The 24301-nt window shown below is 70.8% G+C and carries 19 protein-coding genes; 15 read left to right on the plus strand and 4 right to left on the minus strand.

Annotated elements, in window-relative coordinates:
* Positions 1-102 precede the first annotated feature (102 nt).
* From metH to QK440_RS23205, 4 genes are all read left to right on the plus strand, one after another.
* Positions 103-3660, plus strand: a complete 3558-nt coding sequence (gene metH, locus QK440_RS23190) for a methionine synthase (RefSeq protein WP_282795108.1) — start codon at positions 103-105, stop codon at positions 3658-3660.
* 122 nt (positions 3661-3782) lie between these two features.
* The gene (locus tag QK440_RS23195) at positions 3783-4532 is read left to right on the plus strand and encodes an HAD family phosphatase (RefSeq protein WP_282795109.1); all 750 of its coding nucleotides are present in this window, start codon (positions 3783-3785) and stop codon (positions 4530-4532) included.
* 391 nt (positions 4533-4923) lie between these two features.
* Positions 4924-6531, plus strand: a complete 1608-nt coding sequence (locus QK440_RS23200) for an ABC transporter substrate-binding protein (RefSeq protein WP_282795110.1) — start codon at positions 4924-4926, stop codon at positions 6529-6531.
* 49 nt (positions 6532-6580) lie between these two features.
* Entirely contained in the window at positions 6581-8155 is a 1575-nt protein-coding gene (locus QK440_RS23205; protein ID WP_282795111.1) for an ABC transporter substrate-binding protein, read from the plus strand.
* 201 nt (positions 8156-8356) lie between these two features.
* Here QK440_RS23205 and QK440_RS23210 read toward each other — a convergent pair whose 3' ends face one another.
* Together QK440_RS23210 and QK440_RS23215 are read right to left on the minus strand one after the other, a co-directional pair.
* Entirely contained in the window at positions 8357-9028 is a 672-nt protein-coding gene (locus QK440_RS23210; RefSeq protein WP_016639462.1) for a response regulator transcription factor, read from the minus strand.
* Between the two features lie 15 nt (positions 9029-9043).
* Positions 9044-9934 carry a RecB family exonuclease gene (locus QK440_RS23215; protein WP_282795112.1) on the minus strand — a complete coding sequence of 297 codons (891 nt, stop codon included), beginning with the start codon at positions 9932-9934 and terminating at the stop codon, positions 9044-9046.
* Between the two features lie 130 nt (positions 9935-10064).
* Between QK440_RS23215 and QK440_RS23220 the strand changes: the two genes are divergently transcribed.
* The 3 genes from QK440_RS23220 (at position 10065) to QK440_RS23230 (ending at position 13657) form a co-directional block, all read left to right on the plus strand.
* On the plus strand, positions 10065-11885 hold the full coding sequence (locus QK440_RS23220) for a site-2 protease family protein (RefSeq protein ID WP_282795113.1): 1821 nt from the start codon (positions 10065-10067) through the stop codon (positions 11883-11885).
* 54 nt (positions 11886-11939) lie between these two features.
* Entirely contained in the window at positions 11940-12842 is a 903-nt protein-coding gene (locus QK440_RS23225; protein ID WP_190137095.1) for a tRNA (adenine-N1)-methyltransferase, read from the plus strand.
* A 167-nt stretch (positions 12843-13009) separates the two neighbouring features.
* Positions 13010-13657, plus strand: coding sequence for a hypothetical protein (locus QK440_RS23230; RefSeq protein ID WP_282795114.1), 648 nt, complete (start codon positions 13010-13012; stop codon positions 13655-13657).
* A 150-nt stretch (positions 13658-13807) separates the two neighbouring features.
* Here the strand turns inward: QK440_RS23230 and QK440_RS23235 are convergent, their stop codons facing one another.
* Entirely contained in the window at positions 13808-14122 is a 315-nt protein-coding gene (locus QK440_RS23235; protein WP_190137094.1) for a ferredoxin, read from the minus strand.
* Between the two features lie 254 nt (positions 14123-14376).
* Here QK440_RS23235 and arc point away from each other — a divergent pair, with 254 nt between their 5' ends.
* The 6 genes from arc (at position 14377) to prcA (ending at position 20275) form a co-directional block, all read left to right on the plus strand.
* Positions 14377-16143 (plus strand): proteasome ATPase, encoded by a 1767-nt coding sequence (gene arc, locus QK440_RS23240; RefSeq protein ID WP_282795115.1) that lies wholly within the window; start codon positions 14377-14379, stop codon positions 16141-16143.
* A 261-nt stretch (positions 16144-16404) separates the two neighbouring features.
* Entirely contained in the window at positions 16405-17916 is a 1512-nt protein-coding gene (dop, locus tag QK440_RS23245) for a depupylase/deamidase Dop (RefSeq protein ID WP_349239314.1), read from the plus strand.
* A 130-nt stretch (positions 17917-18046) separates the two neighbouring features.
* Positions 18047-18265 carry a ubiquitin-like protein Pup gene (locus QK440_RS23250; RefSeq protein ID WP_282795116.1) on the plus strand — a complete coding sequence of 73 codons (219 nt, stop codon included), beginning with the start codon at positions 18047-18049 and terminating at the stop codon, positions 18263-18265.
* A complete protein-coding gene (locus tag QK440_RS23255; RefSeq protein ID WP_282795117.1) occupies positions 18219-18647 on the plus strand; it encodes an endonuclease domain-containing protein in 429 nt (142 codons plus the stop codon). Before QK440_RS23250 ends, QK440_RS23255 begins: the two co-directional genes overlap by 47 nt.
* On the plus strand, positions 18599-19444 hold the full coding sequence (gene prcB, locus QK440_RS23260) for a proteasome subunit beta (RefSeq protein ID WP_282795118.1): 846 nt from the start codon (positions 18599-18601) through the stop codon (positions 19442-19444). The genes QK440_RS23255 and prcB overlap by 49 nt, the downstream gene beginning before the upstream one ends.
* 51 nt (positions 19445-19495) lie before the next feature.
* Positions 19496-20275 (plus strand): proteasome subunit alpha, encoded by a 780-nt coding sequence (gene prcA, locus QK440_RS23265; RefSeq protein ID WP_282795119.1) that lies wholly within the window; start codon positions 19496-19498, stop codon positions 20273-20275.
* A gap of 75 nt (positions 20276-20350) precedes the next feature.
* Here the strand turns inward: prcA and QK440_RS23270 are convergent, their stop codons facing one another.
* Positions 20351-21418, minus strand: coding sequence for a LacI family DNA-binding transcriptional regulator (locus QK440_RS23270; RefSeq protein ID WP_282795120.1), 1068 nt, complete (start codon positions 21416-21418; stop codon positions 20351-20353).
* Positions 21419-21570: 152 nt separating this feature from the next.
* Here QK440_RS23270 and QK440_RS23275 point away from each other — a divergent pair, with 152 nt between their 5' ends.
* Together QK440_RS23275 and pafA are read left to right on the plus strand one after the other, a co-directional pair.
* A complete protein-coding gene (locus QK440_RS23275) occupies positions 21571-22836 on the plus strand; it encodes an MFS transporter (RefSeq protein ID WP_282795121.1) in 1266 nt (421 codons plus the stop codon).
* A 9-nt stretch (positions 22837-22845) separates the two neighbouring features.
* Positions 22846-24207 carry a Pup--protein ligase gene (pafA, locus tag QK440_RS23280; protein WP_282795122.1) on the plus strand — a complete coding sequence of 454 codons (1362 nt, stop codon included), beginning with the start codon at positions 22846-22848 and terminating at the stop codon, positions 24205-24207.
* The last annotated feature ends 94 nt before the right edge of the window (positions 24208-24301 follow it).

Genomic DNA, 24301 nt, shown 5'->3' on the forward strand with positions numbered 1-24301 from the left:
AACGTCCTCACACCAGAAAGCCTGTGCCAGCTACCCTGGCCGCGTGCGCCTTCCGTGGGAAGCCGCAAAGCCGACAGCCGTCGCACTCCAGGGAGCTCATTCATGGCCTCGTCGCCGTCCTCCTCATCCGTCCCCGCCACGGACGCCCCCGCCCCCGCGGCGGACGCCTCCGCCGGGAGCCGGGCCGACGCCCTCCGCCACGCGCTCGCCACCCGCGTGGTCGTCGCCGACGGCGCCATGGGCACCATGCTCCAGGCCCAGGACCCCAGCCTCGACGACTTCCAGAACCTCGAAGGCTGCAACGAGGTCCTGAACGTCACCCGCCCCGACATCGTCCGCTCCGTGCACCAGGAGTACTTCGCCGCGGGCGTCGACTGCGTCGAGACCAACACCTTCGGCGCGAACCACGCCGCGCTCGGCGAGTACGACATCGCCGACCGGGTCTACGAGCTCTCCGAGGCCGGCGCCCGCATCGCCCGCGAGGTCGCCGACGAGGTCACCGCCGAGACCGGGCAGCAGCGCTGGGTCCTCGGCTCCATGGGCCCCGGCACCAAGCTGCCCACCCTCGGCCACGCCCCCTACACCCTGCTGCGCGACGCCTACCAGCAGAACGCCGAGGGCATGATCTCCGGCGGCGCCGACGCGCTCCTGGTGGAGACCACCCAGGACCTGCTCCAGACCAAGGCCGCCCTGCTCGGCGCCCGCCGCGCCCTGGAGGCCACCGGCGCGGACCTGCCGCTGATCTGCTCCGTCACCGTCGAGACCACCGGCACCATGCTCCTCGGCTCGGAGATCGGCGCCGCGCTCACCGCCCTGGAACCCCTCGGCATCGACATGATCGGCCTGAACTGCGCGACCGGCCCGGCCGAGATGAGCGAGCACCTGCGCTACCTCGCCCGCCACTCCCGCGTCCCGCTGGCCTGCATGCCCAACGCCGGCCTGCCCGTGCTCGGCAAGGACGGCGCCCACTACCCGCTGACCGCGCCCGAGCTGGCCGACGCCCAGGAGACCTTCGTCCGCGAGTACGGCCTCTCCCTCGTCGGCGGCTGCTGCGGCACGACGCCCGAGCACCTGCGCCAGGTCGTCGAGCGGGTGCGCGGGCTCACCCCGGCCGCGCGCGAGCCGCGCCCCGAGCCGGGCGCCGCCTCCCTCTACCAGAGTGTCCCGTTCCGCCAGGACACGTCGTACCTCGCGATCGGCGAGCGCACCAACGCCAACGGCTCGAAGAAGTTCCGCGAGGCCATGCTGGAGGGCCGCTGGGACGACTGCGTGGAGATGGCCCGCGACCAGATCCGCGAGGGCGCCCACATGCTCGACCTCTGCGTCGACTACGTGGGCCGCGACGGCGTGGCGGACATGGAGGAGCTCGCCGGACGCTTCGCCACCGCCTCCACGCTGCCCGTCGTCCTGGACTCCACCGAGGTCGACGTCATCCGGGCGGGCCTGGAGAAGCTCGGCGGCCGCGCCGTCATCAACTCTGTCAACTACGAGGACGGCGACGGCCCCGACTCCCGCTTCGCGCAGGTCACCCGCCTCGCCCAGGAGCACGGCGCCGCCCTCATCGCGCTCACCATCGACGAGGAGGGCCAGGCCCGCACCCCGGAGAAGAAGGTCGAGATCGCCGAGCGGCTGATCGCCGACCTCACCGGTAACTGGGGCATCCACGAGTGCGACATCCTCATCGACACCCTGACCTTCACCATCTGCACCGGCCAGGAGGAGTCCCGCAAGGACGGCATCGCCACCATCGAGGCCATCCGGGAGCTGAAGAAGCGCCACCCGGACGTGCAGACCACCCTCGGCCTGTCCAACATCTCCTTCGGCCTCAACCCGGCCGCGCGCATCCTGCTGAACTCCGTCTTCCTCGACGAGTGCGTCAAGGCGGGCCTCGACTCGGCGATCGTGCACGCCTCCAAGATCCTGCCGATCGCCCGCTTCAGCGAGGAGGAGGTCACCACCGCCCTCGACCTCATCCACGACCGCCGCGCCGAGGGCTACGACCCGCTGCAGAAGCTGATGGCGCTGTTCGAGGGCGCCACCGCCAAGTCCCTCAAGGCGGGCAAGGCCGAGGAACTCGCCGCCCTGCCGCTGGAGGAGCGCCTCAAGCGCCGCATCATCGACGGCGAGCGCAACGGCCTGGAGGCCGACCTCGACGAGGCCCTGACCACCCGCAAGGCCCTCGACATCGTCAACGACACCCTCCTGGACGGCATGAAGGTCGTCGGCGAGCTGTTCGGCTCCGGCCAGATGCAGCTCCCGTTCGTGCTCCAGTCCGCCGAGGTCATGAAGACCGCCGTCGCCCACCTCGAACCCCACATGGAGAAGGTCGAGGGCGACGAGGCGGGCAAGGGCACCATCGTCCTCGCCACCGTGCGCGGCGACGTCCACGACATCGGCAAGAACCTCGTCGACATCATCCTGTCCAACAACGGCTACAACGTGGTCAACCTCGGCATCAAGCAGCCCGTGGCCGCGATCCTCGACGCCGCCCAGGAGCACAAGGCCGACGTCATCGGCATGTCCGGCCTCCTGGTCAAGTCGACCGTGATCATGAAGGAGAACCTGGAGGAGCTCAACCAGCGCAAGATGGCCGCCGACTACCCGGTCATCCTCGGCGGCGCCGCCCTCACCCGCGCCTACGTCGAGCAGGACCTCCACGAGATCTACGAGGGCGAGGTCCGCTACGCCCGCGACGCCTTCGAGGGCCTGCGCCTGATGGACGCCCTCATCGCCGTCAAGCGCGGCGTGCCCGGCGCCACCCTGCCCGAGCTCAAGCAGCGCCGCGTGCCCAAGCGCGACACGGCCGCGGTCGAGGTCAAGGAGCCCGAGGGCCCCGCCCGCTCCGACGTCGCCACCGACAACCCCGTGCCCGCGCCGCCGTTCTGGGGCACCCGCGTCGTCAAGGGCATCCAGCTCAAGGAGTACGCCTCCTGGCTCGACGAGGGCGCCCTGTTCAAGGGCCAGTGGGGCCTGAAGCAGGCCCGTACCGGCGACGGACCCACGTACGAGGAACTGGTCGAGACCGAGGGCAGGCCCCGGCTGCGCGGGCTGCTCGACGACCTCCAGACCAAGGGCCTGCTCGAAGCCGCCGTCGTGTACGGCTACTTCCCCTGCGTCTCCAAGGGCGACGACCTGATCATCCTCGACGAGCAGGGCAACGAGCGCACCCGCTTCTCCTTCCCGCGCCAGCGCCGCGGCCGCCGCCTGTGCCTCGCGGACTTCTTCCGGCCCGAGGAGTCCGGCGAGAAGGACGTCGTCGGCCTCCAGGTCGTCACCGTCGGCTCGAAGATCGGCGAGGCCACCGCCGAGCTCTTCGCCTCCGACGCCTACCGCGACTACCTCGAACTGCACGGCCTGTCCGTGCAGTTGGCCGAGGCCCTCGCCGAGTACTGGCACGCCCGCGTGCGCGCCGAGCTCGGCTTCGGCGGCGAGGACCCCGCCGACGTCGAGGACATGTTCGCGCTCAAGTACCGCGGCGCCCGCTTCTCGCTCGGCTACGGCGCCTGCCCCGACCTGGAGGACCGCGCGAAGATCGCCGAACTCCTCCGGCCCGAGCGCATCGGCGTCCAGCTCTCCGAGGAGTTCCAGCTCCACCCCGAGCAGTCCACGGACGCCATCGTCCTCCACCACCCGGAAGCCAAGTACTTCAACGCACGCTGATATCCCGAGGCACGCGCAGCCGGGCAGTCGTACACTGGTCGGTCCAGCTCTCAGGCCGGTCCCCCGCGGGGGACCGGCCTTCTCGTCCCTCATGGACCTCATGACCTCATGGAGGTGTACGGATGACCAGTACGGTCCCCGCGCGCGGCGCCCAACCCCAAGCTCTCGGCTCCGCCCGAGCGGGGGAGGCCCCACCGGCCGAAGGCTCCGCCCTGCAGGCCGTTCTCCTCGACATGGACGGCACGCTCGTGGACACCGAGGGCTTCTGGTGGGACGCCGAGGTCGAGGTGTTCGCCGCGCTCGGCCACACCCTCGACGAGTCCTGGCGCGACGTCGTCGTCGGCGGCCCCATGACGCGCAGCGCCGGCTTCCTCATCGAGGCCACCGGCGCCGACATCACCCTCCCCGAACTCACCGTCCTGCTCAACGACGGCTTCGAGGACCGCATCAGCCGCTCCCTGCCGCTGATGCCCGGCGCCGCCCGGCTGCTCGCGGAACTCTCCACCCACGAGGTGCCCACCGCCCTCGTCTCCGCCTCGCACCGGCGCATCATCGACCGCGTCCTGGACTCCCTCGGCGCCCACCACTTCGCCCTGACCGTCGCCGGCGACGAGGTGGCCCGCACCAAGCCCCACCCCGAGCCGTACCTGCTCGCCGCCTCCGGCCTCGGCGCCGACCCGGCCCGCTGCGCCGTCGTCGAGGACACCGCCACCGGCGTGGCCGCCGCCGAGGCCGCCGGCTGCCGCGTGGTGGCCGTGCCGTCCGTCGCGCCCATCGCCCCGGCCGCGGGCCGCACCGTCGTGCCCTCCCTCGAACACGTCGACCTGGACTTCCTGCGCAGCCTGATGACCACCCCGGCGGCCCGCGCCTGAGGGGCGGCCGGGGCACCCCCGGCTGTGGGGAACCAGCCGGGTGGCCGAAAAGCCCAGAGCACACACCCGGTTGAAAGTGTGACGTTTCCCACTGGCATGAGGGTCGACAGGCGCGTCGCCTTGTGCAGGAGGGGCTGTCCACCCCCCATGGGGCAGGCCCTTGTGTCCTGATTGAACCGGTGGTGCACGAAACCTTCCGGTGTCGGGTTATCGGTGCGTCCCCGCCCGGTATCCCTGCGTGATGGCGCCTCAACTCCGGTCCCCGTCAACGCCCCCAGTGGTGCGGACTAATCTCGTCGCGAGAACATCGCTGCCACCCCCCGTGCCCCTGTCGAACCCCACCCCGCCGTTGCCGGAAACACGGGATCAAGAGTTCTGGAGAACGTCCAGCATGAACCGCAAGACTTTGGTGCTGCCGGCCCTGATAGGTCTGCTCGCCCCCACGCTCGCCGCGTGTGGCGGTTCCGGCAGCGGGGACGGTGACGACCCCATCGCCGCGGGGACCACGGACCGGTTCACGGCCTCCAAGGAGGTACCGGCGCCCTTCGACCCGGCGTACGCCTACGACGCCGGCTCCTGGAACGTCCTGCGCCAGACCCTCCAGACGCTCATGGCCCTGCCGCGCGGGGGCGGCGAGCCGGAGCCCGAGGCCGCCCAGAAGTGCGGCTTCACCGACACCGGCAACGAGCGTTACGCGTGCACCCTGCGCAAGGACCTCACCTTCGCCGACGGCAAGCCGCTGACCGCCTCCGACGTGAAGTTCTCCATCGAGCGCGTCCGCGACATGAAGGTCGCCAACCCCAGCGGTTCGGCCCAGCTCGTGTCGAACGTCGAGACCATCGAGGTCCAGGGCGAGCGCGGGATCGTCTTCCACCTGAAGACCCCGGACGCCACCTTCCCGTACAAGCTCGCCACGCCGACCGCGGGCATCGTCAGCCCCGACCACTACGACAAGAACAAGCTGCGCGACGGCTTCGAGCTTGACGGCTCCGGCCCGTACACCGTCAAGCAGGAGGTCGAGGACAACCAGCTCGTCAAGGCCGTCTTCACCAAGAACCCCAAGTACAAGGGCTCGTTCACGCCGCAGAACGACAAGGTCGAACTGCGCACCTTCCAGAACGCCTCCGCCATGGGCAAGGCCCTGGAGGACGGCGACATCGACCTGATGACGCGCACCATGTCGCCCGAGCAGATCAAGCGGCTCGACACCAGCCCGGCCAAGAACATCGACCTCGTCGACATGCCCGGCCTGGAGATCCGCTACCTCGCCTTCAACACCGACGCGCCGACCGTGAAGGACAAGGCCGTTCGCCAGGCCATGGCGCAGGTCGTCGACCGCGGCGCGCTGATCGACAAGGTGTACGGCCCCTCCGCGGACCCGCTGTACTCCCTGGTGCCCACCACCATCACCGGCCACTCCAACTCCTTCTTCAACCGCTACAGCGAGCCGAGCCCCAAGAAGGCCAAGGACCTCCTGCGCCGCGCGGGTGTCGACGCCCCGGTCAAGCTGACGCTGCACTACACCACCGACCACTACGGCCCGGCCACGAAGAAGGAGTTCGAGACGCTGCGTCAGCAGCTCAACGACAGCGGCCTCTTCGACGTGCAGATCAAGGGCCACATCTGGAACACCTTCCGCGCCGCCGAGCAGAAGGGCGAGTACGACGTCTACGGCATGGGCTGGTTCCCCGACTTCCCGGACGCGGACAACTTCCTCGCGCCGTTCCTCGACGAGGACAACTTCCTCGGTTCGCCCTACCGCAACAACACCATCAACAGCGAGCTGATCCCCGCCTCGCGCCGCGAGGCCGACCGCCTCAGCGCCGCCAAGAGCCTGGAGCGGATCCAGGACATCGTGGCCGATGACGTCCCGGTGCTCCCGCTGTGGCAGGGCAAGCAGTACATCGCCGCCCGCGATGACATCACGGGCGTCGAATGGGCTCTCAACTCCTCCTCCAACCTCCAGTTGTGGGAGCTCGCCCGTGGTGTGGGCGACTGACCCGCCCCGCACCCCGAGACGGAAACAACGACAAGGCACGCAAGTGAAAATGCGCAACCCGTGGCTGGCCCTCCCCCTCTCCTCCGGCCTGGCCGCCGCCCTCCTCACCGGCTGTGGCTCGGAGTCCTCCGGGTCGGCCGAGGACAGTGACTCCGTGGTCGTCGGCATGTCCGACGACGTCCTCGCCACCGACCCGGCCTCCGGCTACGACCCGGGCTCCTGGCTGCTGTTCAACAACGTCTTCCAGTCGCTGCTGAGCTTCCCCAAGGGCGCCACCGAACCGGAGCCCGAGGCCGCCCGGAAGTGCGGCTTCACCGACCAGCGCGCCCAGGTCTACACCTGCACCCTGCGCGAGGGCCTGAAGTTCAGCAACGGCAACGCCCTCACGTCGAAGGACGTCAAGTTCTCCTTCGACCGCATGCTGAAGATCAACGACGACAAGGGCCCGGCGCCCATGTTCCCGATGCTCGACCGCGTCCAGACGCCCGACGACAAGACCGTGGTCTTCAAGCTCAAGGGCCCCGACGCGACCTTCCCGAGCAAGATAGCCTCGGGCGCCGGCTCCATCGTCGACCACCGCGAGTACCCCGCCGACAAGCTCCGCACCGACGGCGAGGCCGTGGGCTCCGGCCCGTACACGCTCGACTCCTTCAGCAAGGACGAGGCGGTCTTCTCCGTCAACGACGACTACCGCGGCACCGCCAAGCCCAAGAACGAGGGCGTCACCCTCCGCTTCTTCCGCGACGACCGCAAGGCCCTCAAGCAGGCCGTCATCGACGAGAAGATCGACATCGCCTACCGAGGCCTCGCCGCCGCGGACATCGCCGACATCGAGAAGAACTCCGCCGACCACGACCTGGAGGTCGTGGAGGGCACCAGCGCCGAGGTCCAGCACTTGGTCTTCAACATGAAGGACCCGGTCGTCGGCAAGCTCGGCGTCCGCAAGGCCGTCGCCTACCTGCTCGACCGCGAGGCCCTGGTCGACGAGGTGTACCAGAACACGGCGACGCCGCTGTACTCCATCGTCCCGGCGGGCATCGGCGGCCACAACACGGCCTTCTTCGACACCTACGGCGCCCGGCCCCAGCGCGACAAGGCCGCCGCCGCCCTGCGCCAGGCCGGCGTCGAGGGCAAGGCCCGGCTCACCCTGTGGTCCACGCCGTCCCGTTACGGCCCGGCCACCGACGAGGCGCTGCGCGCCGTCGCCAAGCAGCTCAACGCCAGCGGCCTGTTCGAGGCGGACGTGAAGTCCGTTCCGTTCGAGCAGTACGAGAAGGACATCAAGGCCGGGAAGTACGGCGTGTACGTCAAGGGCTGGGTGCCGGACTACCCGGACCCGGACAACTTCACGCAGCCGTTCTTCGGCAAGGGCAACGTGCTGTCCAACCACTACGAGAACAGCACCATCACCGGGAAGATCATCCCCGGCATGGCCGCGCAGAGCGACCGCGCCTCGACCGACAAGGACTACGGCCGCCTGCAGGACATCGTCGCCGAGGAGCTGCCCATCCTCCCGGTCTGGCAGGCCAAGCAGTACGCGGTGGTCCGCCAGAACGTCTACGGCGTGGAGTCCTGCCTGGACCCGTCGACGGTCTTCCGCTTCTGGGAGCTGAGCAAGGACTGAGCACCGGCGCACACGACGAGGCCCTGCTTCCCGGAGGGGAGCAGGGCCTCGTCGTGCGGTGGTGCCGGCGGCTCGCTGCCCGCGGAGGGCCGCCGCCTGTTGTTCGGGGTCTACCGGGGGTTTGTTCGGGGTCTATCGGAGATCCAGCCGGGGGCCTGTCCAGGGTTCAGCCGGGGGCCCACCGGAGGTTCAGGGGGGCGGCTACTGCGCGCCGGGTCGTACGAGACCGCTCTCGTACGCGTACACCGCGGCCTGCACCCGGTCCCGCAGCCCCAGCTTCGTCAGTACGTGCCCCACGTGCGTCTTCACCGTGGTCTCGCTCACGAACAGGTCCGCGGCGATCTCCGCGTTGGACAGCCCCCGGGCCACCAGCTTGAGGACCTCCACCTCCCGCTCGGTCAGCGTGTGCAGCGTGTCCGGAACCGGCTCGTCCCCCGACGGCAGATGCCCCGCGTACTTGTCGAGGAGCCGCCGCGTGATGCTCGGCGCCAGCATCGCCTCACCCGCGGCCACCACCCGGATGGCCTGCACCAGCTCGTTCGCCGGGGCGTCCTTGAGCAGGAAGCCGCTCGCGCCCGCGCGCAGCGCCTCCACCACGTACTCGTCGAGGTCGAACGTCGTCAGCACCAGCACCTTCGCCGGGCCGTCCCGGCCGGGCCCGGTGATCTGCCGGGTGGCCTCGACGCCGTCCATCCGCGGCATGCGGATGTCCATGAGGACCACGTCGGGCTGCAGCGCCCGCACCTGGTCCAGAGCCTGCAGGCCGTCTCCGGCCTCGCCGACGACCGCGATGTCCTGCTCGGCCTCCAGAATCATCCGGAAACCCGTGCGCAGCAGCGGCTGGTCGTCGACCAGTAGGACACGGATGGCCACGTAACTCTCCTTCGCCTAGCCCGGGCCCATTCTGCCCTGCTCACCGACGGCCGACGCGGGCGCCCTCACGGCGAGCGGATACGGCGGGGGAGTGCCGCCGAATTCCGGACACACGGCCTGGTGGTCGCACCAGCCGCACAGCTTCGTCGGGCGCGGCCGCCAGTCGCCGCTCTCCGTCGCCGCGACGATCGCCTCCCACAGCGCGAGCAGCTTGCGCTCCACCCGCTCGAGGTCCGCCGGCACCGGGTCGTACGTGATCACGTCGCCACTGCCCAGGTACACGAGCTGGAGCCGCCGCGGCAGCAAGCCCTTCAGGCGCCACACCACCAAGGCATAGAACTTCATCTGGAACAGCGCGCCCTCCGCGTACTCGGGGCGGGGGGCCTTGCCCGTCTTGTAGTCCACGATCCGGACCTCGCCCGTCGGCGCGACGTCCACCCGGTCGATGATCCCCCGCAGCTTCAGGCCCGACTCCAGCTCGGTTTGCACGAACAGCTCCCGCTCGGCGGGCTCCAGACGCGTGGGGTCCTCCAGCGTGAACCACCGCTCCACCAGCCGCTCGGCGTCCGCGAGCCACCGCGTGAGCCGCTCGCCCTCGGCGTCGTCCGCGAACAGCTCGGCCAGCTCCGGCCTCGCCTCCCGCAGCCGGTCCCACTGACCGGGCACCAGCGCTTTGGCGCGCGGCGCGGTCCGCTCGGCCGCGGGGGCGTCGAAGAGTCTCTCCAGGACCGCGTGGACCAGCGTGCCGCGCGTGGCCGCCTCGCTCGGCTTCTCCGGCAGCTTGTCGATCACCCGGAAGCGATAGAGCAGCGGGCACTGCATGAAGTCGCTCGCCCGCGAGGGCGACAGCGAATCCGGGCGCACCGCCGCCGGGGACGCCACGGCGGCGTCGGTCCTGGTCTCCATGACCTCAGACCCTACGACCCGCCACTGACAACGGCCGCATACCATCGACGACAGACCCTCTCGCCCTGCATGATCGTGCGTGTACCCGCGCCACGGCAGGAGCGGGTGACGCTTCGAACGAGGGGACACCGTGGACGAGAGCGGCGCGAGCGGCAGGCCGCGGTCCGAGAGCACGCCCGAGCACGACGCGCCGGGCGCGCCCGAGCCACGCCCGGAGGCGGCGGGACCCGGCCACGCGCCGGGTGCCCCGGCCCCCGCCCCCGAGCGCACGGCGGAACCCGGCGCCCCCGGACACCCGCGGGAGACCGCCGCCACGGCCCGTACGAAGAACGACGACGACCTCCCGGAACCCACCCACGAGACCCCGCCCCGGCCCCTCACACCGGAGGAGCCTCCCGCCCAGCAGGGCGAGGCAGCACCCCGGCAGCCCCGCGAGACGGCACCTCCGCGGTCCCGTGAAGCGCCTCCCGCCCAGCACGGCGAGGCGGCGCCCGCACAGGCCCAGGCCCGTGAGACGGCAACCCCGCAGTCCGGCGAGGCAACGCCCTCACAGTCCCGCGAGGCGGCACCCCCGTGGTCCCGTGAAGCGGCCCCCGCCCAGCACGGCGAGGCGACGCCCCCGCAAGCCCGGGAAGCAGCCTCCTCCCACACCCGCGAGGCGGCACCCCGCCAGGCCCGCGAGGCGGCACCCCCTCACCCCCCGCAGGCCCCCCGCGTGCACCACGGCGCACCCGCCTCGGGCCGCCCCGGGCAGCGGTCCCGCCCGGACGCCGCCGACGGCGCCAAGGAGGAGCCCAGGAACCCCGGCGGGGGACTGCTCATGGGCCGGCCCTTCGGCGTGCCCGTGTACGTCGCCCCGAGCTGGTTCCTCGTCGCCGCCCTCATCACCTGGGTCTTCGGCGACCAGCTCGACCGCGTCCTGCCCGAGCTCGGCGGCGCCCGCTACCTGGTCTCGCTGTTCTTCGCCGTCGCCTTCTACGCCTCCGTCCTCGTGCACGAGCTCGCGCACACCGTCGCCGCCCTCCGCTTCAAGCTGCCGGTGCGCCGCATCCAGCTCCAGTTCTTCGGCGGCGTCAGCGAGATCGAGAAGGAGTCCGAGACCCCCGGCCGCGAGTTCGTCCTGGCCTTCGTCGGCCCGCTGCTCTCCCTCGTCCTCGCGGGCGTCTTCTACGCGGGCCTGCGCGCCGTCGAACCCGACACCGTCCCCGGCGTCCTGCTCGCCGGCCTGATGATCTCCAACCTCATCGTGGCGGTCTTCAACCTGCTGCCCGGCCTGCCCCTCGACGGCGGCCGCATGCTCCGCGCCGTCGTCTGGAAGATCACCGGTCGCCCCATGACCGGCACCGTCGCCGCCGCTTGGGTCGGCCGCGTGCTCGCCATCTCCGTCCTCATCGGCCTGCCCCTGCTCAACCAGTCCGGCGCGCTCGGCGGCGACACCGGGGAGCTCGGCGGCATGGACGCCGTCACCGACGCCCTGCTCGCCGCGATCCTCGCCGCCATCATCTGGACCGGCGCCGGCAACAGCCTGCGCATGGCCCGGCTGCGCGAGCACCTGCCCGAGCTGCGCGCCCGCGCCCTGACCCGTCGCGCCGTACCCGTCGAGACCGACACGCCCCTCTCCGAGGCCCTGCGCCGCGCCAACGCCGCCGGCGCCCGCGCCCTCGTCGTCGTCGACCCCGACGGCGACCCCATGGCCGTCGTCCGCGAGGCCGCCATCGTCGGCGTCCCCGAACACCGCCGGCCCTGGGTCGCCGTCAGCGGCCTCGCCCAGGACATCACCGAAGGCATGCGCGTCCCCGCCGACCTCGCGGGCGAGGACCTCCTCGACCGGCTGCGCGCCACCCCCGCCACCGAGTACCTCGTCGTCGAGGACTCCGGCGAGATCTACGGCGTCCTGTCCGCCGCCGACGTGGAACGCGCCTTCGTCAAGGCCATGGCCCGCCCGACCTGAGGCCCGGCCCCGCGGATGGTCGGCGGCACCCGCCACGGCCGGTAGGCTGGTCACATGTCCGAACCGACCGGTGCCGCCCGCCGTCGCGGGCCCTTCAAGGTCGGGGACCAGGTCCAGCTCACCGACCCCAAGGGACGCCACTACACGTTCACGCTCGAAGCGGGGAAGAACTTCCACACCCACAAGGGGTCCTTCCCGCACGACGAGCTGATCGGCGCACCCGAGGGCAGTGTTGTCCGCACCACGGGGAACGTCGCGTACCTCGCGCTGCGCCCCCTGCTCCCCGACTACGTCCTGTCCATGCCCCGCGGCGCCGCCGTGGTCTACCCCAAGGACGCGGGGCAGATCCTGGCCTTCGCCGACATCTTCCCCGGCGCCCGCGTCGTCGAGGCCGGTGTGGGCTCCGGCTCGCTCAGCGCCTTCCTGCTGCGCGCCATCGGCGACCAGGGCATGCTGCACTCGTACGAGCGCCGCGAGGACTTCGCGGACATCGCCCGGCAGAACGTCGAGCGCTACTTCGGCGGCCCGCACCCCGCCTGGCAGCTCACCGTCGGCGACCTCCAGGACAACCTGTCCGACACCGAGGTCGACCGCGTGATCCTCGACATGCTCGCCCCCTGGGAGTGCCTGGAGGCCGTCTCCAAGGCCCTCGTGCCCGGCGGCATCCTCTGCGCGTACGTCGCCACGACCACGCAGCTCGCCCGCACCGTGGAGTCCATCCGCGAGCTCGGCGGCTTCAACGAGCCGACCGCCTGGGAATCGATGATCCGCAACTGGCACATCGAGGGCCTGGCCGTCCGGCCCGACCACCGCATGATCGGGCACACCGGCTTCCTGCTCACCGCCCGCCGCCTCGCGGACGGCGTCGAGCCGCCCATGCGCCGCCGCCGCCCCGCCAAGGGCGCCTACGGCGAGGACTACACCGGCCCGAACGCCGACGGCGGCACCCCCCGCTGACACCGCCCGGGCCCGGCCCCCACACCGGCCCGAGCACGCCCGTCCAACGCACCGGCGCTGCCGTCGAGTTCCCCCCACGGGAGGGGAACTCGACGGCGGCGCCGTTCTGTTGCGCGCGTGCCACCCGCGCGCCCCCGGTGTTCCGCGGCCCTGTGAGGTGTGACACGATGCTGGCCATCCCACCTCCACCGGCACAGCCCTCACAGGAGACCCTCCTCGTGCAGCACCCCGCCGACCCGGAACCGGCCCGCACGGCGCACCGGCCGTGGGCCACCCGCCCCCTCCACTGGCTCGCCACCGCGGCCGCCCTGGCCGCCGTCGTCGCGGGCTCCGCCTTCCTGGAACCCGAACGGGCCACCGCCACCGCCGTCGGACCCGGCGGCGGGACGGAGGCCAAGGCCGCCGCGCCCGCCCCCGCCCCCGACCCGGCGGCCGTCGACTACCCCCTGGACTGCGGCACGGTGAAACCGGTCGTCGCCCAGAAGGCCACCGGCGACCTCGACGGCGACGGCCGCCCCGAAACGGTGGCCGCCGTGCACTGCCAGGCCGGCTCGGGCACCCCGCCCGACGGCGTCTACGTCCTCACCCGGCCCCGCCAGGGCGCCGCCCGTGTCGTCGCCACCCTCGTCGACCCCAAGGACCAGCGCACCGCGCAGGACCTCCGCGTCCGCGGCGCCGCCGTCACCGCGACGCTCCTCGGCTACTCCTCGCCCGACGTGCCCCGCTGCTGCCCCGACCGGCGCGACGAGGTCAAGTGGCAGTGGAAGAACGGCGCGTTCACCCGCTCGACAAGCGGCGCGGCCCGCAGCGTGTGACGGTCCGCCCCGGCCTCCCGGGGCCCCGCCCGCCGCACCCCGCGCCCCTGCGGGCACCCGCGCCCACGGCACAGGGGCCCGCAACCGCCGTACCCGGCGGGACACGAGCCCCTGGTGACACCGATCCGGTCACGCAGCGAAACTATTCGGTCACTCTGCGTCCGGCCCGTAGACCTCGACCTTGTCCGAAACCCGACGTACATGAATACAGTCGCCCGGACACTCCTTCGCCGAATCCACCACGTCCCGCAGCAGCGGGAGCGGCACCGGCGTGGTCGCCCCGGGAGCCTGCAACAGCTCGTCGTCGCCGCTCTTCACGTACGCCAGACCGTCAATGTCCAGCTCGAAGACCTCCGGCGCGTACTGCGCGCAGATCCCGTCCCCGGTACACAGGTCCTGATCGATCCAGACCTCGAGCGGGTCCTGCCCTTCACCGACGGTCCGAGCGTCGTGCCCCACGGTCATCTCTCCTGCCGAAACTGCGCCAGACCCAGCCGACTTTGCAGCAAGTCCGGCCAGCTCTGACGGGTGTTGAACAGTTCGACCCTACAACCGGCGGCTTTCGGATGTTGTTCGGTGGGTATTCCCCTGGCGTGAGGGAGAGCGCAAGGGTGAAGATCGGACACACCCCCACCGTCTTTGTGATCTAGGGGTTTCAATCAGCACCCACCCAGGTAGGGTCAGGAAGCGTCCAGCTCCCCTTGGAGGAGGTGAGGACCGTGGCAGCCCACGACGACGACATCAACCGCGGCATCCGGCCGGGGCGAGGGTCTGAGGACCCAGCCGGTCAGGTTGCCTATCTCGAGCAGGAAATCGCCGTCCTGCGACGCAAGCTCGCCGACTCTCCGCGGCACACGAGGATTCTCGAAGAGCGGATCGTCGAGCTGCAGACCAACCTGGCAGGCGTGTCCGCGCAGAACGAGCGGCTCGCCAACACGCTCCGCGAGGCCCGCGACCAGATCGTGGCCCTCAAGGAAGAGGTCGACCGGCTCGCGCAGCCGCCGGCCGGCTTCGGAGTCTTCCTCACGGCGAACGAGGACGGCACCGCCGACATCTTCACCGGCGGCCGCAAGCTCCGCGTGAACGTCAGCCCGAGCGTCGAGCTCGACGAACTCAGGCGCGGCCAGGAAGTCATGCTCAACGAAGCGCTCAACGTGGTCGAGGCCATGGCGTACGAGCGCGTCGGAGACATCGTCACCCTCAAGGAGATCCTCGAGGACGGCGAACGGGCCCTCGTGCTCGGGCACACCGACGAAGAGCGGGTGGTCAGGCTCGCCGAGCCGCTCCTGGACGTGACCATCCGCCCCGGCGACGCCCTGCTGCTCGAACCCCGCTCCGGCTACGTGTACGAGGTCGTACCGAAGAGCGAGGTCGAGGAACTGGTCCTCGAAGAGGTCCCGGACATCAGCTACGACAAGATCGGCGGCCTCGGCGGCCAGATCGAGATGATCCGCGACGCCGTCGAGCTCCCGTACCTCTACCCGGACCTCTTCAAGGAGCACGAACTGCGGCCCCCGAAGGGCGTCCTGCTCTACGGCCCCCCCGGCTGCGGCAAGACGCTCATCGCCAAGGCCGTCGCCAACTCCCTTGCCAAGAAGGTGGCCGAAGTCACCGGCCAGCCCGCGGGGAAGAGCTACTTCCTCAACATCAAGGGACCCGAGCTCCTCAACAAGTACGTCGGCGAGACCGAGCGCCACATCCGCCTGGTCTTCCAGCGAGCCCGCGAGAAGGCGAGCGAGGGCACCCCCGTCATCGTCTTCTTCGACGAGATGGAATCCCTCTTCCGCACCCGCGGCAGCGGCGTCAGCTCGGACGTGGAGAACACCATCGTTCCGCAGCTCCTCGCCGAGATCGACGGCGTGGAGGGCCTGGAGAACGTCATCGTCATCGGCGCCTCCAACCGCGAGGACATGATCGACCCCGCCATCCTGCGCCCCGGCCGGCTCGACGTGAAGATCAAGATCGAGCGCCCGGACGCCGAGGCGGCCAAGGACATCTTCGCCAAGTACCTCACCGAGCGCCTCCCGCTGCACAGCGACGACCTCGCCGAGCACGGCAGCGACAAGGCCGCCACGGTACAGGCCATGATCCAGTCCGTCGTCGAGCAGATGTACGCCGAATCCGAGGAGAACCGCTTCCTCGAAGTCACGTACGCCAACGGCGACAAGGAAGTCCTCTACTTCAAGGACTTCAATTCCGGCGCCATGATCGAGAACATCGTCGGCCGCGCCAAGAAGATGGCCATCAAGGCCTTCCTCGAACAGAACCAGAAGGGCCTCAGGGTCGCGCACCTCCTCCAGGCCTGTGTGGACGAGTTCAAGGAGAACGAGGACCTGCCCAACACCACCAACCCGGACGACTGGGCCCGCATCTCCGGCAAGAAGGGTGAACGGATCGTATACATCCGCACCCTCGTCACCGGAAAGCAGGGCGCCGACACCGGACGCTCCATCGACACGGTGGCCAACACCGGTCAGTACCTGTAGGGACACAGGGCGGCTGCGGGTGCCCACCACGGGTACCCGCAGCCGACTGTTTTCCGTCACTCGCTCAGGGCCTCGCGGCCGCGTCATCGACCCAGCGAGAGCAAAGCAGAAAATGATCTCCCCACCAGCGCAGAGGCGTTCTACGCTCTTCCGTACCGCCGAGTCGCGCAGTGCGGGGACGGGCACCGCACACGCACCGGAGCACCAGCGGTACTTGAGCTGCGCCCCCGACCGAGGGCGCCGCCGGGCAAGGAGGGCCGCATGACCGTACGGCGAGTAATGGGCATCGAGACGGAGTACGGAATCTCCGTCCCCGGCCACCCCAACGCCAATGCCATGCTCACCTCGTCCCAGATCGTCAACGCCTACGCCGCGGCGATGCACCGGGCGCGACGCGCCCGCTGGGACTTCGAGGAGGAGAACCCGCTGCGGGACGCACGGGGCTTCGACCTCGCCCGCGAAGCCGCCGACGCCAGCCAGCTCACCGACGAGGACATCGGCCTCGCCAACGTCATCCTCACCAACGGGGCACGCCTCTACGTCGACCACGCGCACCCCGAGTACAGCGCGCCCGAGGTCACCAACCCGCGCGACGCCGTCCTCTGGGACAAGGCCGGCGAGCGGATCATGGCCGAGGCCGCTGAGCGAGCCGCCCAGCTCCCCGGCGCCCAGCCGATCCACCTCTACAAGAACAACACCGACAACAAGGGCGCGTCCTACGGCACCCACGAGAACTACCTGATGAAGCGGGAGACCGCCTTCTCGGACATCGTGCGCCACCTGACGCCGTTCTTCGTCTCCCGGCAGGTCGTCACCGGCGCGGGCCGCGTCGGCATCGGCCAGGACGGCCACGAGCACGGCTTCCAGCTCAGCCAGCGCGCCGACTACTTCGAGGTCGAGGTCGGCCTGGAGACCACCCTCAAACGGCCCATCATCAACACCCGCGACGAGCCGCACGCCGACGCCGAGAAGTACCGCCGCCTGCACGTGATCATCGGCGACGCGAACCTCTCCGAGATCTCCACCTATCTCAAGCTGGGCACCACCTCGCTCGTCCTCGCCATGATCGAGGACGGCTTCATCGCCGTGGACCTCGCCGTCGACCAGCCCGTCCGCACGCTCCACCAGGTCTCCCACGACCCGAGCCTGCGCCACCTGATCACCCTCCGTAGCGGCCGGACGCTCACGGCCGTACAACTCCAGATGGAGTACTTCGAGCTGGCCCGCAAGTACGTGGAGGAGCGCTACGGGGCCGACGCCGACGAGCAGACCAAGGACGTCCTCACCCGCTGGGAAGACGTCCTCAACCGCCTGGAGCACGACCCCATGAGCCTCTCCGGAGAGCTCGACTGGGTGGCCAAGCGGGAACTGATGGAGGGCTACCGCCGCCGCGACGGCGTCGACTGGGACGCCGCCCGGCTGCACCTCGTCGACCTCCAGTACGCCGACGTGCGCCCCGAGAAGGGCCTCTACAACCGCCTCGTGGCGCGCGGCAAGATGAAGCGGCTCCTGGACGAGGCCGACGTCGAGCGGGCCCGCGCCAAGCCCCCGGAGGACACCCGCGCCTACTTCCGCGGCCGCTGCCTGGAGCAGTACGCGGACGACGTGGCCGCGGCCTCCTGGGACTCCGTGATCTTCGACCTGCCGGGCCGGGACTCCCTCCAGCGGGTCCCGACCCTGGAGCCGCTTCGCGGAACGCGTAATCACGTCAAGGAGCTGCTGGACCGGTGCCGCACGGCGGAAGATCTGGTCCGGGTGCTCTCCGGAAGCTGAAACGCGGCTGAAAGCACGCGGGCCGGGGAATCACAGAGGTGGTCCCCGCACGTTACGGAAGTGCGGGGCCGATGTCGGACCCGGATTGTAGGGTCTGATCAAGAACGTCTAACCGAGCGGGGTGAGGTAGATGGCGACCAAGGACACCGGCGGCGGACAGCAGAAGGCGACGCGCTCCACCGAGGAGGTCGACGAGCAGACGCAGGACGCGCAGGCTTCGGAGGACCTCAAGGAGCGCCAGGAGAAGCTGAGCGACGACGTCGACTCGGTTCTTGACGAAATTGACGATGTACTCGAGGAGAATGCAGAGGACTTCGTGCGCTCCTTCGTGCAAAAGGGCGGGCAGTAAGCCCCTTTTTCCTTCGATTCGAAGGCGTGGTGCGGGCGAGGGGGCGGGACGGCTCGGCGACGACCCTCCGCGCGGCAGGCGCGGTCCGGCCCCCGGAGTGTGGCCCGCACCCTCCGGGCCCCGCTCCCGGCACCCCGCGGTCCGGCTGGCGCGACCGTGCTCCCGCGCCGGCCGGAGGCGCCCCGCGGGCGTCCCGACCGCGCACGTGGAGCACGGGCACGGGACGGGTAGAGTCCGCGGCGTACTGAGCCGCACCTGCAATTCGGCCATCGGCACGTCGGGGGACGAACCAGCCACCCGCCGTCGGGCCATGAACTACTTGGAAGGAAACCCGTGGAAGCCAACACTCGTAGCACCGGGCGTCTACCGGCTGCCTTCCTGACGCCTGGGTCCTCGTCCTTCGTGGACTTCCTCTCGGCGCACCAGCCGGAACTGCTCCCCGGCAACCGCCAGTTGCCGCCGACGAAGGGCGTGCTCGAGGCGCCGCACGGCACGACGATCGTGGCGACGACGTTCCCCGGCGGCGTGGTGCTCGCCGGTGACCGCCGCGCGACGATGGGCAACGTCATCGCGCAGCGCGACATCGAGAAGGTCTTCCCCGCGGACGAGTACTCCGCGGTGGGCATCGCCGGCACGGCGGGCCTGGCCGTGGAGATGGTCAAGCTCTTCCAGTTGGAGCTGGAGCACTTCGAGAAGGTCGAGGGCGCCCAGCTCTCCCTGGAGGGCAAGGCGAACCGGCTGTCGACCATGATCCGGAGCAATCTGGGCATGGCGATGCAGGGCCTCGCGGTGGTGCCGCTCTTCGCCGGGTACGACGTGGACCGGGCCAAGGGCCGGATCTTCTCGTACGACGTGACGGGCGGCCGCAGCGAGGAGCAGGGCTTCGCGGCCACCGGCTCCGGCTCGGTGTTCGCGCGCGGCGCCATGAAGAAGCTGTACCGCGACGACCTGACGGAGGAGCAGGCGACGACGCTGGTCGTGCAGGCGTTGTACGACGCCGCCGACGACGACTCGGCGACGGGTGGTCCGGACGTGGCGCGCCGGATCTATCCGATCGTGACAGTGATCTCCGAGGACGGTTTCCGGCGCTTGTCGGAGGAGGAGACTTCCGGGATCGCGCGCTCGATCCTGGCGCGACGCCTGGAGCAGCCGGACGGCCCGCGGGCCGCGCTGCTCTGAGTACGACTCCGTTGTTGTTGTGACGTTTTGACAGAAAGGGACGGATAGCCGGTGTCGACGCCGTTCTATGTCTCACCCCAGCAGGCCATGGCCGACCGGGCGGAGTATGCCCGCAAGGGCATCGCGCGCGGTCGCAGTCTGGTTGTGCTGCAGTACGCCGACGGCATTGTGTTCGTCGGTGAGAACCCGTCCCGTGCGCTGCACAAGTTCAGCGAGATCTACGACCGGATCGGTTTCGCCGCGGCCGGTAAGTACAACGAGTACGAGAACCTCCGCATCGGCGGTGTCCGTTACGCGGATCTGCGGGGGTACACCTATGACCGCGGTGATGTGACGGCCCGCGGCCTGGCGAATGTGTACGCGCAGACGCTGGGCACGATTTTCTCCAGCAACGCGGAGAAGCCGTACGAGGTGGAGCTGGTGGTGGCGGAGGTCGGTACGACCCCCGACGGCGACCAGATCTACCGGCTGCCGCACGACGGTTCGATCGTGGACGAGCACGGCTCGGTCGCGGTCGGTGGCAACGCCGAGCAGATCAGCTCCTTCCTGGACCAGCGGCACCGGGACGGGATGACGCTGGCGGAGGCGTTGAAGCTGGCGGTGCAGTCGCTGTCGCGGGACACCAACGGCAGTGAGCGCGAGATCCCGGCGGAGCGCCTCGAGGTGGCGGTGCTCGACCGTACGCGGCCGCAGCAGCGGAAGTTCAAGCGGATCGTGGGCCGTCAGTTGGAGCGGCTGCTCGGTGGGGACGGCGCCGCGGAGGCGTCTGCGGATGCCGAGTCGGAGGCCGGGGCGGACGGGGAGTCCGCCGAGGGGTCGTCCGAGGAGTAGCGTCCCGGCGAGTCACCGGGAAGGTGTGTCGGCCCGCAGGGGCCGGGACGTCGCGGAGCCCCGTGTTCCGGCGTGTCAGCGCCGGGGTGCGGGGCTCTGTGCTGTGGAGCCGCGTACGACGAGGCGTACGGGGAGCGGTGTCGGCGCGGGGGTGCGGCCGGCGAGGACGTCGAGGAGGGTGGTCATGCCCTGCTCGCCGAAGTCCTCGGCGGGCAGGCGCACGGTGGTGAGTTCGGGCTCGACGGCGGTGGCGAGGGTGAGGTCGTCGAAGCCCGTGACGCTGAGGTCCTCGGGTACGCGCAGGCCGAGTCGGCGCGCGGCTTTGCACACTCCGGCGGCGAGGACGTCGTCGTCGCAGATGAGAGCCGTGGGCCGGGGCCCGGGGCCGGTGAGCGCGGCTTCGGTGGCGGTGCGGGCGTCGTCGACGGTGAGGGCGGCCTTGACGGTGCGGTGGCCGGCCCCGGTGCCGCGCAGGGCGGTGGCGAGGGCCTCGCGGCGTACGTCGAAGGTCCAGGAGTCGATGTCGGCGGTGAGGTGCAGCAGGTCGCGGTGGCCGAGGGCGAGGAGGTGCTCGGTGACCTGGCGCATGCCGTCGGCGATGTCGAGGTTGACGGTGGCGGCGCCGAGGCTGCGGGCGGGGTCGCTGTCGAGCATGACGAGGGGCAGCGCGTCGTCGCGGAGGGTGGCGAGGGCGTCGGAGGCCATGGAGGAGGCGAGGACGCCGTCGAGGGCGGCGCGGGCGGAGTCGAAGGGGTCGCTGACGCGGGGGGCGGGGGCACCGTCGGCGCCGCCGCTGGGGGCGACGCCCTCGGGGGAGGGGTAGAGGACGACGCCGAAGCCGTGCCGGGCGGCGACGCGGGCGGCGCCGGTGTGCAGCCGGGCGAAGAACTCGTTGGTGAGGGCGGGGACGACGAGCAGGGCGGTGCGGGTGCGGCCGAGGCGGAGGTTGCGGGCGGCCAGGTTGGGGCGGTAGCCGAGGTCGCGGGCGGTGGCGCGGACGCGCTCGGCGGTGCGTTCGGCGACGCGGCCGTGCCATTTGCCGCCGAGCACGAGGGAGACGGTGGCCTGGGAGACGCCGGCGGCGCGGGCGACGTCACGGCTGGTGGGGCGGGGGGCCGTGGTGTCGTGCTGAGGCCTGGCCACGGACGTCTCCTGGTGGGTCTCGGGTGGCCGCCGCCCGGGTGGCGGCGGAGTGCGCGGTGGACTGCGGTCAGCGCTCATGGTACGTATGACCCGCGAAGTTATACGTAACACTTGAGGCGCCGCGGCGCATGGGCGGGCAGGAGAGCGCACAGATGGCTTCCGGTTACGGCGAGATCCTGCGCACGCGGTACGCGGCGCGGCTCCTGGTGGGCACGTTGGTGGGGCGGCTGCCGAACGCCACGGCGCCGATCGCCCTGGTGCTCTTCGTCCGCGCGGAGGGCGGCTCGTACAGCCTGGCGGGCGCCCTGGCCGCCGTGTACGGCGTGGCGAACGCCGTCGGGCAGCCGCTGCTCGGCCGCCTGGTGGACCTCTACGGCCAGCCCCGGGTGCAGCTGCCCGGCGCGGTCGTGTCCGCGCTCGCCATGGCGGTGCTGGCCTGCACCGGCCCTGACTCGCTGGGCGCGGCGTACGCGGCGGTGGCGGTGGCGGGGCTGGCGACGCCGCCCCTGGAGGGCGGGCTGCGCGCGCTGTGGCCCGGTGTCCTGCGCGAGGACGGGCAGGTGCACACGGCGTACGCCATGGACGCCGTGGCGCAGGAGGTGATGTTCACCGTCGGGCCGCTGCTGGTCACCGGGTGCGTGGCGCTGTGGTCGGAGCAGGTGGCGCTGCTCGTCGTGAACGCGGTGGGGGTGCTCGGCGCGCTGTCGGTGGTGGTCTCCGAGCCGTCCCGGCGGTGGCGTTCGCAGGCGCGCGAGGCGCACTGGCTCGGCGCGCTGCGCTCTCCTGGGCTGCTGGCCCTGCTCGGCGCGTACCTGTTCGTCGGCGTGGCCCTCGGCGCCATCAACGTGGCCGGGGCCTCGTACGCCGACGGTCACGGCGGTGACGTGGTGTACGGGTGGATCATCGCGGGCATCGGCCTGGGCGGGCTCGTCGGCGGGGTGCTGTACGGGGCGCGGCAGTGGGCCGGCGTGCCGGAGCGGCGGCTGGTGGTACTGGTGGCGCTGCTCGCGGTCTGCTATCTGCCGCTGCTGCTGATGCCCGGGGCGGTGGGCATGACGGCGCTGTCGGCGCTGTCGGGCCTGTTCCTCGCGCCGTCGCTGGCGTGCGCGTTCGTGGTGGTGGACCGGCACGCGCCCGCGGGCACGGTGACGGAGGCGTTCTCCTGGCTGGTCACCACCTTCACGGTGGGCGCCTCGCTGGGAACGGCGGGGGCCGGGCCGGTGGTTGAGTGGGGCGGCGCGCGGTGGGGCTTCGCGGTCCCCGGGGCGGCCGGTGCGGCGGCGCTGCTGGTGCTCCTGATGACCCGGCGGATCCTGGTGGCGCGTGGTACGGCGCGCGGCGGGGCCGTTGAGGGTTCATGGGAAAATGATCGAAACGGTACTGTCGAACCCGGTTTCAGTACGGGTCATCGGGCGTAATGTTCAGGCATGGACCGCCGCATTTTCGGGCTGGAGAACGAGTACGGTGTCACGTGCACGTTCAGGGGACAGCGCCGTCTGTCGCCTGACGAAGTGGCGCGCTACCTCTTCCGCCGTGTTGTGTCATGGGGCCGCAGCAGCAACGTCTTTCTGCGGAACGGCGCCCGTCTGTATCTCGACGTGGGTTCGCACCCGGAATACGCCACACCCGAGTGCGACAACGTGACCGAGCTGGTCACCCACGACAAGTCGGGCGAGCGCATTCTGGAAGGCCTGCTCGTCGACGCCGAGCGCCGCCTGCACGAGGAGGGAATCGCGGGCGACGTCTATCTGTTCAAGAACAACACCGACTCGGCGGGAAACTCCTATGGTTGTCATGAGAACTATCTCGTGGCGCGCCACGGGGAGTTCTCGCGGCTCGCGGACATCCTGATTCCGTTCCTCGTCACGCGGCAACTGCTGTGCGGCGCGGGCAAGGTGCTCCAGACGCCGCGCGGCGCCGTGTACTGCGTGAGCCAGCGGGCGGAGCACATCTGGGAGGGTGTGTCGTCGGCGACGACACGCTCGCGGCCGATCATCAATACGCGTGACGAGCCGCACGCGGACGCCGAGCGGTACCGCAGGCTGCACGTGATCGTCGGTGACTCGAACATGTCCGAGACGACGATGCTCCTGAAGGTCGGCGCGACCGATCTGGTGCTGCGCATGATCGAGGCGGGCACGGTGATGCGCGACCTGACGCTGGAGAACCCGATCCGGGCGATCCGCGAGGTCAGCCACGACACGACGGGCCGCCGCAAGGTCCGCCTGGCCAGCGGCCGGGAGGCCTCGGCCCTTGAGGTCCAGCGGGAGTACTACGAGAAGGCGGTGGACTTCGTCGACCGCCGGGGCATCCGCACGGGCACGGTCGAGCGCGTCCTGGAGCTGTGGGGCCGGGCGCTGGAGTCGATCGAGAGCGAGGACCTGGACCGCATCGCCACCGAGATCGACTGGGTCATGAAGTACAAGCTCATCGAGCGGTACCGCGCGAAGAACAACATGACGATGTCGCACCCGCGGGTCGCCCAGATAGACCTCGCGTACCACGACATCCACCGCCGCCGGGGCCTGTACTACCTCCTGGAGAAGAAGGGCCAGGCGGCCCGGATCTGCAACGATCTGAAGATCTTCGAGGGCAAGTCGGTGCCGCCGCAGACCACGCGGGCGCGGCTGCGCGGCGACTTCATCCGCCGGGCCCAGGAGCAGCGCCGGGACTTCACGGTGGACTGGGTGCACCTGAAGCTCAACGACCAGGCGCAGCGCACGGTGTTGTGCAAGGACCCGTTCCGTTCCGTGGACGACCGGGTGGAGAAGCTCATCGCCGGAATGTGAGCGGATCGGACCGCCCGCCGGCCGTTGTCGACCGGTGGTGCGGGACGGGTGGGACGTCAGTGCGTGGCGGGAACGCAACGCGGGGCGCCGTACG

This window comes from Streptomyces sp. CC224B (assembly GCF_030010595.1).
Taxonomy (GTDB): domain Bacteria; phylum Actinomycetota; class Actinomycetes; order Streptomycetales; family Streptomycetaceae; genus Streptomyces; species Streptomyces longispororuber.

Bases quoted from the DNA above. Each gene is read 5' to 3' on its own strand.
- metH (WP_282795108.1), top strand. From the start codon at position 103: ATGGCCTCGTCGCCGTCCTCCTCATCCGTCCCCGCCACGGACGCCCCC.
- QK440_RS23195 (WP_282795109.1), top strand. From the start codon at position 3,783: ATGACCAGTACGGTCCCCGCGCGCGGCGCCCAACCCCAAGCTCTCGGC.
- QK440_RS23200 (WP_282795110.1), top strand. From the start codon at position 4,924: ATGAACCGCAAGACTTTGGTGCTGCCGGCCCTGATAGGTCTGCTCGCC.
- QK440_RS23205 (WP_282795111.1), top strand. From the start codon at position 6,581: ATGCGCAACCCGTGGCTGGCCCTCCCCCTCTCCTCCGGCCTGGCCGCC.
- QK440_RS23215 (WP_282795112.1), bottom strand. From the start codon at position 9,934: ATGGAGACCAGGACCGACGCCGCCGTGGCGTCCCCGGCGGCGGTGCGC.
- QK440_RS23225 (WP_190137095.1), top strand. From the start codon at position 11,940: ATGTCCGAACCGACCGGTGCCGCCCGCCGTCGCGGGCCCTTCAAGGTC.
- QK440_RS23230 (WP_282795114.1), top strand. From the start codon at position 13,010: ATGCTGGCCATCCCACCTCCACCGGCACAGCCCTCACAGGAGACCCTC.
- QK440_RS23235 (WP_190137094.1), bottom strand. From the start codon at position 14,122: ATGACCGTGGGGCACGACGCTCGGACCGTCGGTGAAGGGCAGGACCCG.
- dop (WP_349239314.1), top strand. From the start codon at position 16,405: ATGACCGTACGGCGAGTAATGGGCATCGAGACGGAGTACGGAATCTCC.
- QK440_RS23250 (WP_282795116.1), top strand. From the start codon at position 18,047: ATGGCGACCAAGGACACCGGCGGCGGACAGCAGAAGGCGACGCGCTCC.
- QK440_RS23255 (WP_282795117.1), top strand. From the start codon at position 18,219: ATGCAGAGGACTTCGTGCGCTCCTTCGTGCAAAAGGGCGGGCAGTAAG.
- QK440_RS23275 (WP_282795121.1), top strand. From the start codon at position 21,571: ATGGCTTCCGGTTACGGCGAGATCCTGCGCACGCGGTACGCGGCGCGG.
- pafA (WP_282795122.1), top strand. From the start codon at position 22,846: ATGGACCGCCGCATTTTCGGGCTGGAGAACGAGTACGGTGTCACGTGC.